At 68.8% G+C, this 13762-nt stretch carries 12 protein-coding genes and 1 pseudogene; 6 read left to right on the top strand and 7 right to left on the bottom strand.

All coding sequences use genetic code 11. From position 1 onward, the window contains the following. The first annotated feature begins 102 nt into the window (after positions 1-102). The 5 genes from ACZ4WS_RS02825 to ACZ4WS_RS02805 all read left to right on the top strand — a co-directional run bounded on the left by ACZ4WS_RS02825 (position 103) and on the right by ACZ4WS_RS02805 (position 7160). Positions 103-1446: an ABC transporter substrate-binding protein gene (locus ACZ4WS_RS02825; protein ID WP_467976503.1), complete on the top strand. Its 1344-nt coding sequence runs from the start codon at positions 103-105 to the stop codon at positions 1444-1446. Between the two features lie 8 nt (positions 1447-1454). After that, positions 1455-2423: a carbohydrate ABC transporter permease gene (locus ACZ4WS_RS02820; protein WP_467976501.1), complete on the top strand. Its 969-nt coding sequence runs from the start codon at positions 1455-1457 to the stop codon at positions 2421-2423. Continuing rightward, positions 2420-3295, top strand: coding sequence for a carbohydrate ABC transporter permease (locus ACZ4WS_RS02815; protein WP_467976499.1), 876 nt, complete (start codon positions 2420-2422; stop codon positions 3293-3295). Before ACZ4WS_RS02820 ends, ACZ4WS_RS02815 begins: the two co-directional genes overlap by 4 nt. A 30-nt stretch (positions 3296-3325) precedes the next feature. Further along, a complete protein-coding gene (locus ACZ4WS_RS02810) occupies positions 3326-4927 on the top strand; it encodes a glycoside hydrolase family 13 protein (RefSeq protein ID WP_467976497.1) in 1602 nt (533 codons plus the stop codon). Positions 4928-5009: 82 nt separating this feature from the next. After that, positions 5010-7160, top strand: a complete 2151-nt coding sequence (locus tag ACZ4WS_RS02805; protein WP_467976495.1) for a discoidin domain-containing protein — start codon at positions 5010-5012, stop codon at positions 7158-7160. Here the strand turns inward: ACZ4WS_RS02805 and ACZ4WS_RS02800 are convergent. From ACZ4WS_RS02800 to ACZ4WS_RS02785, 4 genes are read right to left on the bottom strand one after another with little or no spacing between them, the layout of a single operon-like run. Continuing rightward, positions 7129-7950 carry an ABC transporter ATP-binding protein gene (locus tag ACZ4WS_RS02800; protein ID WP_467976494.1) on the bottom strand — a complete coding sequence of 274 codons (822 nt, stop codon included), beginning with the start codon at positions 7948-7950 and terminating at the stop codon, positions 7129-7131. The genes ACZ4WS_RS02805 and ACZ4WS_RS02800 overlap by 32 nt on opposite strands. A gap of 20 nt (positions 7951-7970) precedes the next feature. Further along, entirely contained in the window at positions 7971-8750 is a 780-nt protein-coding gene (locus ACZ4WS_RS02795; protein ID WP_467976492.1) for an ABC transporter permease, read from the bottom strand. Next, a complete protein-coding gene (locus tag ACZ4WS_RS02790) occupies positions 8747-9520 on the bottom strand; it encodes an ABC transporter permease (protein ID WP_467976491.1) in 774 nt (257 codons plus the stop codon). Before ACZ4WS_RS02790 ends, ACZ4WS_RS02795 begins: the two co-directional genes overlap by 4 nt. Next, positions 9517-10488 carry an ABC transporter substrate-binding protein gene (locus ACZ4WS_RS02785; RefSeq protein ID WP_467976490.1) on the bottom strand — a complete coding sequence of 324 codons (972 nt, stop codon included), beginning with the start codon at positions 10486-10488 and terminating at the stop codon, positions 9517-9519. The genes ACZ4WS_RS02790 and ACZ4WS_RS02785 overlap by 4 nt, the downstream gene beginning before the upstream one ends. 195 nt (positions 10489-10683) lie before the next feature. Between ACZ4WS_RS02785 and ACZ4WS_RS02780 the strand changes: the two are divergent. Further along, positions 10684-11509, top strand: a pseudogene (locus ACZ4WS_RS02780) (IclR family transcriptional regulator domain-containing protein). Here the strand turns inward: ACZ4WS_RS02780 and ACZ4WS_RS02775 are convergent. From ACZ4WS_RS02775 to ACZ4WS_RS02765, 3 genes are read right to left on the bottom strand one after another with little or no spacing between them, the layout of a single operon-like run. Further along, positions 11460-12395, bottom strand: coding sequence for a PDR/VanB family oxidoreductase (locus tag ACZ4WS_RS02775; RefSeq protein WP_467976489.1), 936 nt, complete (start codon positions 12393-12395; stop codon positions 11460-11462). The pseudogene ACZ4WS_RS02780 and the gene ACZ4WS_RS02775 sit on opposite strands and share 50 nt — an antisense overlap. After that, on the bottom strand, positions 12392-12562 hold the full coding sequence (locus tag ACZ4WS_RS02770) for a hypothetical protein (protein ID WP_467976487.1): 171 nt from the start codon (positions 12560-12562) through the stop codon (positions 12392-12394). Before ACZ4WS_RS02770 ends, ACZ4WS_RS02775 begins: the two co-directional genes overlap by 4 nt. Beyond that, complete coding sequence (locus tag ACZ4WS_RS02765) at positions 12559-13623, bottom strand: aromatic ring-hydroxylating dioxygenase subunit alpha (RefSeq protein ID WP_467976486.1); 1065 nt, start codon at positions 13621-13623, stop codon at positions 12559-12561. The genes ACZ4WS_RS02770 and ACZ4WS_RS02765 overlap by 4 nt, the downstream gene beginning before the upstream one ends. Positions 13624-13762 lie beyond the last annotated feature (139 nt).

The following is a 13762-nucleotide window of genomic DNA, read 5'->3' as shown; positions in this document are numbered from 1 at the left end:
CATCTTGCGGACAGATGTCGGCGGTGCTTGAGTGTGCGACGCCAGAACACGGCGGCAGCCCCGCCGTGGGCCTTCCTCGCTCCTGCCCAAAGGGGTCCACCGATGAGAAGTACCGGGTTCCGCCGTACCGCCGTCATGCTCATGGCGTCCTCCCTCGCGCTCACCGCCTGCGGCTCCAGTGGCGACGGCTCCGCGGATGGCAAGACCCGCATCACGGTCAACTGCATGCCGCCGAAGAGCGCCAAGGTCGACCGTTCGTTCTTCGAGGCCGACATCAAGGCGTTCGAGAAGGCCAACCCGGACATCGACGTCGTCGCGCACGACGCGTTCCCGTGCCAGGACCCCAAGACGTTCGACGCCAAGCTCGCCGGCGGCCAGATGGAGGACGTCTTCTACACGTACTTCACCGACGCGGGGCACGTCGTCGACGTCAACCAGGCCGCCGACATCAGCAGTTACGTCAAGGACCTCAAGAGCTACAGCACCATTCAGCAGCAGCTGCGCGACATCTACACGGTCGACGGCAAGATCTACGGAGTTCCGCGCACCGGCTACTCGATGGGCCTGATCTACAACAAGAAGCTCTTCGAGAAGGCGGGCCTCGACCCCGACAAGCCCCCGGCGACCTGGGAGGAAGTGCGCGCCGACGCCAAGAAGATAGCCGCGCTCGGCGACGGCACCGTCGGCTATGCCGACTACAGCGCCCAGAACCAGGGCGGCTGGCACTTCACGGCCGAGCTCTACTCGCAGGGCGGCAACGTGGTCAGCGAGGACGGCAAGAAGGCCACCGTCGACACCCCCGAGGGCAAGGCCGTCCTGCAGAACCTCAAGGACATGCGGTGGACCGACAACTCGATGGGCAGCAAGCAGCTCCTCGTCATCAACGACGTCCAGCAGATGATGGGCTCCGGGAAGCTCGGCATGTACCTCTCCGCGCCCGACAACATCCCGATCCTCGTCAAGGAGAAGGGCGGCAACTACAAGGACCTCGCCCTCGCGCCCATGCCCGGCGGCAAGGGCACGCTCATCGGCGGCGACGGCTACATGTTCAACAAGAAGGACAGCCCGGAGCAGATCAAGGCCGGCCTGAAGTGGCTCGACCACATGTTCCTGACGCCCGGCAAGGGCTTCCTCGGTGACTACGCCCGCGCCAAGCAGCACGACGCACCCGTGGGTCTGCCCGAGCCGCGCCTGTTCACCGGCGCCGCGGACGCCAAGGACCAGCAGGTCAAGAACGCCAACGCCAATGTGCCCGTGGAGAACTACCAGGCCTTCCTCGACGGCAACCACAGCCTGCAGATGAAGATCGAGCCGCCGCAGGCCCAGCAGATCTACTCGGTCCTCGACAGCGCCGTCTCCGCGGTGCTCACCAAGAAGGACACCGACATCGACAAGCTGCTGGGGGACGCCTCCGGCAAGATCGACTCGATCCTGGCGCGGGCCTGACACCGCGTATGAAGACCGCATCGAAGCCCGCAGCACTCCCTCCGGCCGCCGTCGGCGCGCCGGAGGTGCCGCGGTCGGCCGGGCGCCGGACCGGGGGCCCGTGGCGCCGGCGCCTGGCCGACCAGTCCCGCGCGTACGCCTTCCTGATCGGCGGCCTGCTCTGCTTCGCGCTGTTCTCCTGGTATCCGGCGATCCGCGCGGTCGTGATCGCCTTCCAGAAGTACACGCCCGGCTCCGGCGCCGAGTGGGTCGGCACCGCCAACTTCACCCGCGTCTTCCACGACCCGGAGTTCACCGCCGCCTGGCGCAACACGCTCACCTTCACCATCCTCGCCCTGCTCATCGGCTTCGCGGTGCCCTTCGTGATGGCGCTGGTGCTCAATGAACTCCGGCACGCGAAGGCCTTCTTCAGGGTCGTCGTGTATCTGCCGGTGATGATCCCGCCGGTGGTCAGCGCCCTGCTGTGGAAGTGGTTCTACGATCCCGGAGCGGGCCTCGCCAACGAGGCGCTGCGCTTCCTGCACCTGCCCACCTCGAACTGGTCCAATGGCGCCGACACCGCGCTCATCTCCCTGGTCATCGTGGCGACATGGGCCAACATGGGCGGCACGGTCCTGATCTATCTGGCCGCGCTCCAGGGAATCCCGGGGGAGCTGTACGAGGCCGCCGAGCTGGACGGTGCCAACATCCTCCAGCGGATTCGGCATGTGACGATCCCTCAGACCCGGTTCATCGTCCTGATGCTGATGCTTCTTCAGATCATCGCCACGATGCAGGTCTTCACCGAGCCGTTCGTCATCACCGGCGGCGGCCCCGAGAACGCGACCGTGACCATCCTCTACCTCATCTACAAATACGCCTTCCTCTACAACGACTTCGGCGGAGCGTGCGCGCTGAGCGTCATGCTCCTCGTGCTGCTCGGCGCCTTCTCAGCGGCCTATCTGCGCCTGACCCGCTCGGCAGGGGAGGACTCATGAGCACCCGCACCCTGATCTCACCGCTCGCCCTCGCCCGCCCCCGCGGCAAGGCCCTCTACTGGACCGTCTTCACCGGCGTCGTCCTGCTCTTCGCGCTCGCCTTCCTCTTCCCCGTCTACTGGATGGTGACCGGCGCCATGAAGTCGCCGGACGAGGTGGTGCGCACACCCCCGACGCTCGTGCCCGGCCACTGGAGCGTCAGCGGCTACACGGATGCCTGGGAGCTGATGGACCTGCCCACCCACCTGTGGAACACGTTGGTGCAGGCCACGGGTGCGTGGCTGCTGCAACTCGTGTTCTGCACGGCGGCGGCGTACGCCCTCTCCAAGCTGAGGCCCGCCTTCGGCAAGCTGATCCTCGGCGGCATCCTCGCCACCCTGATGGTCCCCGCGCAGGCGCTGGTGGTACCGAAGTACCTGACGGTCGCCGACCTCCCGCTGATCCACACCAGCCTGCTCAACGACCCGCTCGGCATCTGGCTGCCCGCCGTCGCCAACGCCTTCAACCTCTATCTGCTCAAGCGCTTCTTCGACCAGATCCCGCGCGACGTCATGGAGGCCGCCGAGATCGACGGCGCCGGACGGCTGCGCACCCTGTGGTCGATCGTGCTGCCCATGTCCCGGCCCGTGCTCGGTGTCGTGTCGATCTTCGCCCTGGTCGCCGTCTGGCAGGACTTCCTCTGGCCGTTGATGGTCTTCTCCGACACCGACCAGCAGCCCATCAGCGTGGCACTCGTCCAGCTGTCCCAGAACATCCCGCTGACCGTGCTCATCGCCGCGATGGTCATCGCGAGCATCCCCATGGTCGTGATGTTCCTGGTGTTCCAGCGGCACATCATCGCCGGGATCAGCGCGGGCAGCACGAAGGGCTGACGCCAACCCCGCTACAGAAAGGCAGTCACCGTGGGACAGCTCCGCCCTGCCCGAAACCAGTCCGAGTGGTGGCGCTCCGCCGTCATCTACCAGGTGTACGTCCGCAGCTTCGCGGACGGCGACGGAGACGGCACCGGCGACCTCGCGGGCGTGCGCGCCAAACTCCCGTACCTCGCCGAACTCGGTGTGGACGCCCTGTGGTTCAACCCCTGGTACCTCTCGCCCATGGCCGACGGCGGGTACGACGTCGCCGACTACCGTGCCATCGACCCGGCCTTCGGGACGCTCGCCGAGGCGGAGAAACTCATCGCCGAGGCAAGGGAGCTGGGCATCCGCACGCTCGTCGACATCGTGCCGAACCATGTGTCCGACCGGCACGCGTGGTTCCGGGCCGCCCTGGCCGGAGGCCCCGAGCGCGAGCTGTTCCACTTCCGCCCGGGGCGCGGCGAGCACGGCGAACTCCCGCCCAACGACTGGCCGTCCCAGTTCGCGGGCTCCGCTGAGCCCGTCTGGACCCGGCTGCCCGACGGCGACTGGTACCTCCACCTGTTCACCCCCGAGCAGCCCGACCTCAACTGGGCCCACCCGGCCGTCCGCCAGGAGCACGAGGACGTCCTGCGCTTCTGGTTCGAGCGGGGTGTGGCGGGCGTCCGCATCGATTCGGCCGCGCTGCTCGTCAAGGACCCGGACCTGCCGGACTTCGTCGAGGGCCGCGACCCGCACCCGTACGTCGACCGCGACGAACTGCATGACATCTACCGCTCCTGGCGCGCGGTCGCCGACGCCTACGACGGCATCTTCGTCGGCGAGGTCTGGCTCCCCGATACCGAGCGTTTCGCCCGCTATCTGCGCCCCGACGAACTGCACACCGCCTTCAACTTCTCCTTCCTGTCCTGCCCTTGGGACGCCACGCGGCTGCGTACGTCCATCGACGAGACCCTCGCCGAGCACGCCCCGGTCGGCGCGCCCGCCACCTGGGTGCTCTGCAACCACGACGTGACCCGGACGGTCACCCGCTACGGCCGGACGGACACCGGCTTCGACTTCGCCACGAAGGCCTTCGGTATCCCCACCGACCTCGCCCTGGGCACCCGCCGGGCGGGCGCCGCCGCCCTGCTCTCGCTCGCCCTGCCCGGCTCGGTCTACCTCTACCAGGGGGAGGAACTCGGCCTGCCCGAGGTGGAGTTGCCGCAAGCGAGCATCCAGGACCCGATGCACTTCCGCTCCGGCGGCACGGACCCGGGCCGCGACGGCTGCCGTGTCCCGCTGCCGTGGGCGGCCGAGGCGCCGTACGCGGGATTCGGCGGCGAGCCATGGCTGCCCCAGCCCGCCGACTGGCCCGCCTACGCCGCCGACCGCCAGGCCGAGGACCCCGGCTCCATCCTCAGCCTCTACCGTGCGGCGCTCCGCATCCGCCGCACCGAACCGGGCTTCGGCGACGGACCGCTCAGCTGGCTGCCCGCACCCGACGGCGTCCTCGCCTTCGCCCGTACGGACGGGCTGCTCTGCGCCGTCAATCTCGCCGCACACGCCGTCGAGCTCCCGGAACACACCCGACTTCTGCTCAGCAGTGGCCCCTTGGACGCCGAAGGGCTGCTCCCGCAGGACACGGCGGTCTGGCTGCGCGCCTGAGACCGCCGAACCGCACACCGCTATCCCCGCACCCCCACCACGAAGGGATCAGCACATGTACAGGTCCAGATCTGTCAGGCACATGCCACTGACGTGCACCGCGGCCGTCGCCCTCGCCGCCGGCATGCTCAGCGCCACCACGGCCCACTCCGCCGTGACGGCCGCGGGCGCCGACCTGCCCTTCACCTCGGTCGAGGCCGAGTCCGCCACCTCCACCGGCACGAAGATCGGCCCCGACTACACCCAGGGCACCCTCGCCTCGGAGGCCTCCGGGCGCCAGGCCGTACGGCTGAGCGCGGGCCAGCGCGTCGAGTTCACCGTGCCCCGGGCGGCCAACGCCGTGAACGTCTCGTACAACGTGCCCGACGGACAGTCGGGCTCGCTCGACGTCTACGTCAACGGCACGAAGCTCGCCAAGACGCTCGCCGTCACCTCCAAGTACTCCTACGTCGACACCTCCTGGATCGCCGGCGCCAAAACGCACCACCTCTTCGACAACGCCCGGCTGATGCTCGGCCAGAACGTGCAGGCGGGCGACAAGGTCGCCTTCCAGGCCACGTTCACCCAAGTCACCGTGGACGTCGCCGACTTCGAGCAGGTCGCCGCGGCCGCCGCCAGACCCGCGGGATCGGTGTCCGTCACCGACAAGGGCGCGGACCCCAGTGGTCAGGGCGACTCGACGCAGGCCTTCCGGGACGCGATCTCCGCCGCGCAAGGGGGAGTGGTGTGGATCCCGCCGGGCGACTACAAGGTGACGTCCTCGCTCAGCGGGGTCCAGAACGTGACGCTCCAGGGCGCGGGCAGCTGGTACTCCGTCGTGCACACCTCGCGCTTCATCGACCAGACCAGTTCGTCCGGAGGCGTCCACCTCAAGGACTTCGCGGTCATCGGCGAGGTCACCGAACGCGTCGACTCCAACCCGGACAACTTCGTCAACGGCTCGCTGGGGCCGAACTCCAGCGTCTCGGGCATGTGGCTCCAGCACCTCAAGGTCGGCCTCTGGCTGACCGGCAACAACGACAACCTCGTCGTCGAGAACAACCGCATCCTCGACACCACCGCCGACGGCCTCAACCTCAACGGGAACGCGCGCGGTGTGCGCGTCAGGAACAACTTCCTGCGCAACAACGGCGACGACGCGCTCGCCATGTGGTCGCTCTACTCGCCCGACACCAACAGCAGCTTCGAGAACAACACCATCTCGCAGCCGAACCTCGCCAACGGCATCGCGGTCTACGGCGGCACCGACATCGCGGTCAAGAACAACCTGGTCTCCGACACCAACGCCCTCGGCAGCGGTATCGCGATCTCCAACCAGAAGTTCCTCGACCCCTTCTCCCCGCTCGCCGGGACCATCACCGTCTCAGGGAACACCCTCGTCCGCGCGGGCGCGATGAACCCCAACTGGAACCACCCCATGGGCGCGTTGCGCGTCGACTCCTACGACAGCGCCATCGAGGCGACGGTCGACATCACCGGCACGACGATCACCGACAGCCCGTACAGCGCCTTCGAGTTCGTGTCGGGCGGTGGTCACGGGTACGCGACCAAGAACATCACGGTCGACGGAGCGACGGTCAGCAACACCGGCACGGTCGTCGTCCAGGCCGAGTCGCAGGGCGCGGCCAAGTTCAGCAACGTCCAGGCCACCGGGGTCGGCTCGGCCGGCGTCTACAACTGCCCCTACCCGACCGGCTCGGGCACCTTCACCCTCACCGACGGCGGCGGCAACTCCGGCTGGAGCAGCACCTGGTCCGACTGCTCTTCCTGGCCGCAGCCCGGCTCCGGAAACCCGGAACCCGACCCGGCCCGCAACCTCGCCAAGGGCCGCCCCGCCAGCGCCACCGGCTCGCAGGACGTCTACACGCCCGGCAAGGCGGTCGACGGCGACGCGAACACCTACTGGGAGTCCACCAACAACACGTTCCCGCAGGCCTGGACGGTCGACCTGGGCTCGACCCTGGCCGTACGCAGGCTGGTGCTGAAGCTGCCGCCCTCCTCGGCCTGGGGTGCGCGCACGCAGACCCTGTCCGTGCTGGGCAGCACCGACGGCTCGGCGTACTCGACGGTGGTCGCCTCGACGGGCTACCGCTTCGACCCGGCGACCGGGAACACGGTCACCGTGGCCCTTCCGAGCAGCACGAGCCTGCGCTATCTGCGGCTCAACGTCACCGCCAACACGGGCTGGCCCGCAGGCCAGTTCAGTGAGGTGGAGGCGTATCTGACTTCGTGAGCCTGTCCTGGGGAGTCCCGCGCTTCGCCGCCTGGATCTGCTCGTACACATGGGTCCGAAGCTCGGCGAAGCGCGGGGCCACCCGGGTGTGCAACTGGTCCCGCTCGGCGGGCAGATCGACCTTCAGCTGCTCCTGCACGACGGTCGGGGAGGCGGACAGCACGACCACCCGCTCGCCCAGGTACACCGCCTCGTCGATGTCGTGCGTCACGAACAGGATCGTGATCCCGCGCTCCCGCCACAGCCCCCGTACGAGATCCTCCAGATCGGCGCGGGTCTGGGCGTCGACCGCCGCGAACGGCTCGTCCATCAGTAGGACGTCGGGCTCGTACGCCAGCGCGCGGGCGATCGCGACCCGCTGCTGCATACCGCCGGACAGCTGCCACGGATACGCCCCGGCGGCATCCGTGAGCCCGACCGACTCCAGCGCGTCCGCGACCAGCTCGCGCCGCCGCGCCTTGCTCAAGGCCTTCTGCTTCAGGGGAAGTTCGACGTTCTCACCGACCCGCATCCAGGGGAAGAGGCTGCGCCCGTACTCCTGGAACACGAACGCCATCCCGGGCGGCGGACCGCTCACCTTCCGCCCCGCCAGCAGTACTTCGCCCGCCGTCGGTGTGAGCAGTCCGCCCATGCACTTCAGCAGGGTCGTCTTGCCGCAGCCCGACGGGCCGACGAGACAGACGAGTTCGCCGGCGTCGACGGTGAAGGTGAGGTCCCGCACCGCCTCCACCCGGCGTCCGGAACCCTCGTAGACCTTGTGCAGGCCGGATACGTCGAGTAGCGCGTGCATGGACCGCCCTTTCACGATGTTCACGGGGACCGGCGGTTGGCGGCGCGCAGCCCGTGGTACCAGCCGAGCACCCGTCGCTCGACCACCTGGAAGACGACGGAGAGCAGGAATCCCAGCAGCCCGAGGACGAGGATGCCGGTCCACATGTCGGGGATCGCGAAACTGCGCTGGAACTGGACGATGGTGAAGCCCAGTCCGTCGCTGGCCGCGAACATCTCGCTGATCACCATCAGGATGATTCCGATGGACAGCGCCTGGCGCAGACCCGCGAAGATCTGCGGGCTCGCCGAGCGCAGCACCAGGCTCCGCAGCCGGGCGACCCCTGTGATGCCGTACGAGCGGGCCGTCTCCGTCATCACCGGGTCGACCGCGCGCACGCCTTCGACCGTGTTGAGCAGGACGGGCCAGACGCAGCCGCTCGCGATGACCACGATCTTCATCGTGTCGCCGATGCCCGCGAACAGCATGATGACCGGGACCAGCACCGGCGGCGGCACCGCCCGCAGGAACTCCAGGACCGGTTCGCACACCGCCCGCACCCGCCGGTACGAGCCGATCACCGTGCCGAGGGCGACCCCGACGACGGCCGCCGTGGCATAGCCCGCCGTCAGCCGCAGGACGCTGGGCAGTACGTCCGTCTTCAGCCGGTCAGCGGTCCACACGTCCGGGAAGGTCTTCAGGATCGTCCGCAGCGGCGGCCAGAACACATTGGTGCTGCCGTCGGATGCCAGCCACCAGACGGCGACCAGCACCGCCGGCAGCGCGACCACGTACAGCAGCCGGATCAGAGCCCGCCTCACACCGCCACCTCCCCGCGCACCGACTGGTGCCAGGCCAGCGCCCGCCGCTCCACCGTACGCGCGCCCACGTTGATGAGCAGCCCCAGCAGACCGGTCACCACGATCAGGGCGTACATCTCGGGCACGGCCTGCGAGGTCTGCGCGATGGCGATGGTCTTGCCCAACCCCGGTGCCCCGATGACCAGTTCGGCGGTGATGGTGAGGATCAGCGCGACGGCCGCCGCCAGCCGCACGCCCGTCATGACGTACGGCAGCGCGGTCGGCCACAGCACGTGCCGGACCCGGGCCCAGGTGCCGAGGCCGTACGACCGTGCCGTCTCCTCGGCGACCGGGTCGACGTCCTGGACGCCGTACAGGACCTGGATCAGGATCTGCCAGAAGGAGGCGTACACGACGAGGAGGAGGACCGAGCGGAGTTCGGTGCCGTACAGCAGGACCGCCAGCGGGATGAGGGCGACCGACGGGATCGGGCGCAGGAACTCGATCGTCGAGGCCGTCGCCTCGCGCAGATAGGGGACGACGGAGACCAGTACGCCCACGACGATGCCCGCGCCGACGGCGATCGCCAGGCCCAGGGCCCAGCCGGTGAGCGTGTCGCCGAGCGCCGACCAGAACGCGCCGTCCTTGATCTCGTCCCAGAACGCGGACGCGATCCGGCTGGTCGGCGGGAAGTAGGCCTCCTTGACGATGCCGACGCGCGGCACGACCTCGCCGAGGGCGAGGAAGGCCGCGAGTCCGGCCGCACCGAGTGCGGTGTTCAGTCCTTTCACGGGAGCAGCTTGTCCAGGTCGGGGGCCGTCTTGAAGAGGCCGTCCGTCTCGCTCAGCTTCTCCAGTGCCTCGATCGAGGAACGGTTCGCGTCGGCCGGCCACTTCGGCAGGATCACCTTGGCCAGCACCGTGGACGGGACCTGGGTGTAGGTGGAGACGATCTGGCGGACCTCGTCCGGGTGGGCGTCGGCGTAGGCCAGGGACTCCGCGGTGGCCTCCTGGAACTTCTTCACCACGTCCGGGTTCTTCGTCGCGTACGTCGTCGACGTGAAGTACATGGCGACGGTCAGGTTCTGTGCGACGTCGACCAGCGGCCAGGCGATCTGGGTGGCCCCCTGGTCCAGCATCGTGGTGAGCGCGGGTTCGACGGCCATGGCGGCGTCGATCTGGCCCTTGTCGAGGGCGGCGGGCATCTGGTCGAAGGCGAGCTCGACGAACTTCACCTTGTCCGGGTCGCCGCCCGCCTTGCGCACCGACTCGCGCACCGCGGTCTCGTTGATGTTCTTGAGCGTGTTGACCGCGACTTTCTTGCCCTCCAGGTCCTTCGCGGACTTGAGGGTGCTGCCCTTCTTGACCACGACGGCCCCGAAGTCCTTGCCCGAGACGCCGGTTGAGGCGACGCCGTTGGCGATGGCCTGCACCGGGACGTTCTGGGACTGGGCGAGCATTAGCGACGTCATGTTGGAGAAGCCGAACTGGAACTGGCCGCTGACCACACCCGGCACGACGGCCGCGCCGCCCTGTGCGGTCGTCATGGACAGTTTCAGGCCGCGCTTGCTGTAGAAGCCCTCTTTCTGACCGAGATAGAGGGGGGCGACATCGACGATGGGGATGACCCCCACCTTGACAGTAGTGGTACCGCCGGACGACGAGTTCTTGTCCGAGGCGCCACCGCCGCCGGACGAACCGCAGGCCGAGGTGGCGACCAGGAAGGCTCCGACCGCGAGACCGGCGAGCAGACGACGCATGGCTCCTCCTGTGCAGACGACAGTGTTCCGACAGGCTGTGCGCACACCGCGCAATGGTGCTCAGCGGAAGGTAGAACCCCCGTACGGCGGGGGTCAATGCCTTTGGCTAACAATATTGTTGACAGTTATCGAAGTGCGCTCTTGACGTGCGCCGAGAGCGCGTTGTGTCCATCGGGAGCCCATCGGGAGGCGACGATGCCTGCGGCAGTCCGCGCGCCCCACTTCGTCCGGTCCTTCGAACGCGGCCTCGCCGTCATCCGCGCCTTCGGCGCCGACCACCCGGAACTGACGCTCAGTGAGGTCGCGCGCGCCTGCGACCTGACCCGCGCGGCGGCCCGCCGTTTTCTGCTGACGCTCGTCGACCTCGGATACGTCCGCACGGACGGCCGGATGTTCCGGCTCACCCCACGCGTGCTGGAGCTCGGCTACGCCTACCTCTCCGGCTTCACGCTGCCGGACATCGCTCAACCGCACCTGGAGCAACTCGCCGACCAGGTCGAGGAGTCGTCGTCGCTGTGCGACCTCGACGGCGACGACATCGTGTACGTGGCACGCGTGCCCACCCGCCGCATCATGACCGCGACGATCACCGTGGGCACCCGGTTTCCGGCCCATGTGACCTCCGTGGGACGGGTGATCCTCGCCCATCTGCCGGACGAGGAGATCGACGCCCGGCTCGCCCGCGCCGAGCTGCGGCCCCTCACCGGCCGCACGATCGTCTCGGTGGACGCGCTTCGGGCCGAACTCCGGCGCGTACGGCGTCAGGGGTACGCCGTCGTCGACCAGGAACTGGAGGAGGGGCTGCGCTCGGTCGCCGCCCCGGTGCGGGACCGGGACGGCGAGGTGGTGGCGGCGGTGAACATTCCGGTGCACGCGAGCCGCAATTCAGTGAACTCCGTACGCCGCGATCTGCTGCACCCACCTGCTGGCGACCGTGGCCCGCGTCGAGGCGGACCTCCAGGACCTGCGGCTCACAGGTCCAGCACGAGCCGCTTCCCGAGACACCGGGAGACACAGATGAGCATGGTCTCGCCCGCCTCCCGCTCCTCATCCGTGAGCACCGAGTCCCGGTGGTCCGGGGTCCCTTCGAGCACGTCGGTCTCGCAGGTCCCGCAGGTGCCCTCGGTGCAGGAGAAGAGCACCTCGACACCGGCGGCCCGCACGGTGTCGAGGACGGAGACGTCCGGCGGAACGGTCAGCGTGTGCCCCGAGCGGTCCAGGACCACCTCGAACTCTGTCTTCTCGCCCGCTTCCTGGGCCTTCGGCTGGAAACGCTCGACGTGCAGCAGCCCGGCGGGGCAGCGTTCCTCCACCGCGTCGAGGAGTGCCCCGGGGCCGCAGCAGTAGACGAGTGTGCCCTCGGGAACCTCGGCGAGTACGGAAGCCAGGTCCAGCAGCCCCATCTCGTCCTGCGGAGCGATCCGCACCCTGTCCCCGTACCGGCCCAACTCCTTGGTGAACGCCATGGATTCACGCGTTCGCCCGCCGTACAGCAGTGTCCACTCGGCGCCCGCAGCCTCCGCGGCAGCGAGCATCGGCAGGATCGGGGTGATGCCGATACCGCCCGCGACGAACCGGTACCGCGGGGCGGGCTTGAGGGCGAAGTGGTTGCGCGGCCCCCGGACGCGCACCTTGTCGCCGTCACTCAACTGCCCATGGACGTAAGCCGATCCACCGCGCCCGTCGGGCTCCCGGAGCACCGCGATGCGCCACGCCCGACGGTCCGTCGGATCACCGCACAGCGAGTACTGCCGCTCCAGGTCCCGCCCGAGGACGACGTCGATGTGGGCGCCCGGTTCCCAGGAGGGGAGTTCCTCGCCCAGCGGGTGGCGCAGGGTGAGCGCGAGCACGCCGTCGGCCACGGACTCCCGTCGCTCGACGACGAGTTCGGCTTCGTACAAGGTCATCGTTGGTTTCCTCGGGGCGCGTGTCCTTCGGGGTGGGCGAGCATCCACTCCCACATCTCGATCGGGTCCTGGGCGGTGTGCTCGGCGCCGCAGTGGCAGGTGCCGTGCAGGACGTCCGTGCCGGGGAGCCAGTCGACGCGGTAGATCTCGCCGGTAGGACTGGTCACTGGACCTTCTCCATCGGCTTGTCGCCCTCCTCGACCAGCCGGGCGAGGACACGGCGGGCGGCGAGACCGCCGGTGTCGATGTTGATGCTCAGCTCCTGGTACCCGGCCCGCTCCGAACCGAGCGTCTTCTGCAGCAGGTTGAGCGCGTCCACGTCCTGCATCACGACCGTGTGGTTGAAGTCCCGCAGGAACGTGGTGACTTCGTCGTCCTCGCGGGCGAAGTCGCGGGAGACCGCCCAGAAGTCGTACACCTTGCCGTCGGTGGACGGCGTGATGGCGTACGTGATCTCGGTGTGGAAGGCGTTCGGGTCGCTGCCGTCCGCCTCGGGCAGCACGCCGACCGGCGCGATACGGCTGTGCAGCAGATACAGGCACGGGGCGTAGTACTCGATGTCCTGCCAGCGCGTGATGCGGCCCTCGATGCCGGTCGAGCGGGCGTAGAACGGCGGACACTCGGCGTCGTCCATGTGCCGGCTGACCCGCACGATGCCCGCGCCCTCGTCGACCTCGGTGGTGATCGGCGTCTCGGCGACCTCGGGCGTACCGATGTAGCCGCCGTGCAGATACGTCTCGTGGGAGAGGTCGAGCAGGTTGTCGACGAGGAGCCCGTAGTCGGCGTCGATGGGCTCCATGCCGCAGACCGTGGTCCAGTCCGGGGAGTCCATGTGCCGGGCGCGCGGGATGGTGAGCGGGTCGGCGAGCGCCGCGTCGCCTATCCACACCCAGACGAACGAGTCCTGCTCGACGACCGGGTACGAGGCGACCCGGGCCGTGCGCGGAATGCGTTTCTGCCCGGGCACATACACACAGGCACCCGTCGTGTCATACGTGAACCCGTGGTACCCGCACACGATCCTGTCGCCGTCGAGCCGGCTCTCCGAGAGGGGGAACCGGCGGTGCACGCAACGGTCGGACAGGGCGACGGCCTTCCCGTCCTCCTCGGCGCGATAGAAAACGAGCGGCTCACCGAGGATCGTCCGGCCGAGCAGCTCGCGACCTACCTCGTGCGAGTATGCGGCGACGTACCACTGGTTCCTGGCGAAGGCGGTGGTGTGAGGCATGGCGATCCCGTCCCTGAGAGCGGGGCCTCGTTGCCCCGCTGGGGACCAGATTCGTGACGGCCGCCACAGCCGGGCAAGGCGGCTTCCGTCAGGCGGAAGCCTTCGTCGGAGGGAGAACCTGCAGGCTTCGGAACGAAGG

The sequence above is a fragment of the Streptomyces sp. NPDC029292 genome, from assembly GCF_055569295.1.
This window is presented reverse-complemented; position numbering and strand designations above follow the sequence as displayed.

Excerpts from the sequence above, each read along its gene's own strand:
- ACZ4WS_RS02805 (WP_467976495.1), top strand. The coding sequence starts at position 5,010 with ATGCCACTGACGTGCACCGCGGCCGTCGCCCTCGCCGCCGGCATGCTC.
- ACZ4WS_RS02765 (WP_467976486.1), bottom strand. The coding sequence starts at position 13,623 with ATGCCTCACACCACCGCCTTCGCCAGGAACCAGTGGTACGTCGCCGCA.
- ACZ4WS_RS02775 (WP_467976489.1), bottom strand. The coding sequence starts at position 12,395 with ATGACCTTGTACGAAGCCGAACTCGTCGTCGAGCGACGGGAGTCCGTG.
- ACZ4WS_RS02825 (WP_467976503.1), top strand. The coding sequence starts at position 103 with ATGAGAAGTACCGGGTTCCGCCGTACCGCCGTCATGCTCATGGCGTCC.
- ACZ4WS_RS02785 (WP_467976490.1), bottom strand. The coding sequence starts at position 10,488 with ATGCGTCGTCTGCTCGCCGGTCTCGCGGTCGGAGCCTTCCTGGTCGCC.
- ACZ4WS_RS02800 (WP_467976494.1), bottom strand. The coding sequence starts at position 7,950 with ATGCACGCGCTACTCGACGTATCCGGCCTGCACAAGGTCTACGAGGGT.
- ACZ4WS_RS02815 (WP_467976499.1), top strand. The coding sequence starts at position 2,420 with ATGAGCACCCGCACCCTGATCTCACCGCTCGCCCTCGCCCGCCCCCGC.
- ACZ4WS_RS02820 (WP_467976501.1), top strand. The coding sequence starts at position 1,455 with ATGAAGACCGCATCGAAGCCCGCAGCACTCCCTCCGGCCGCCGTCGGC.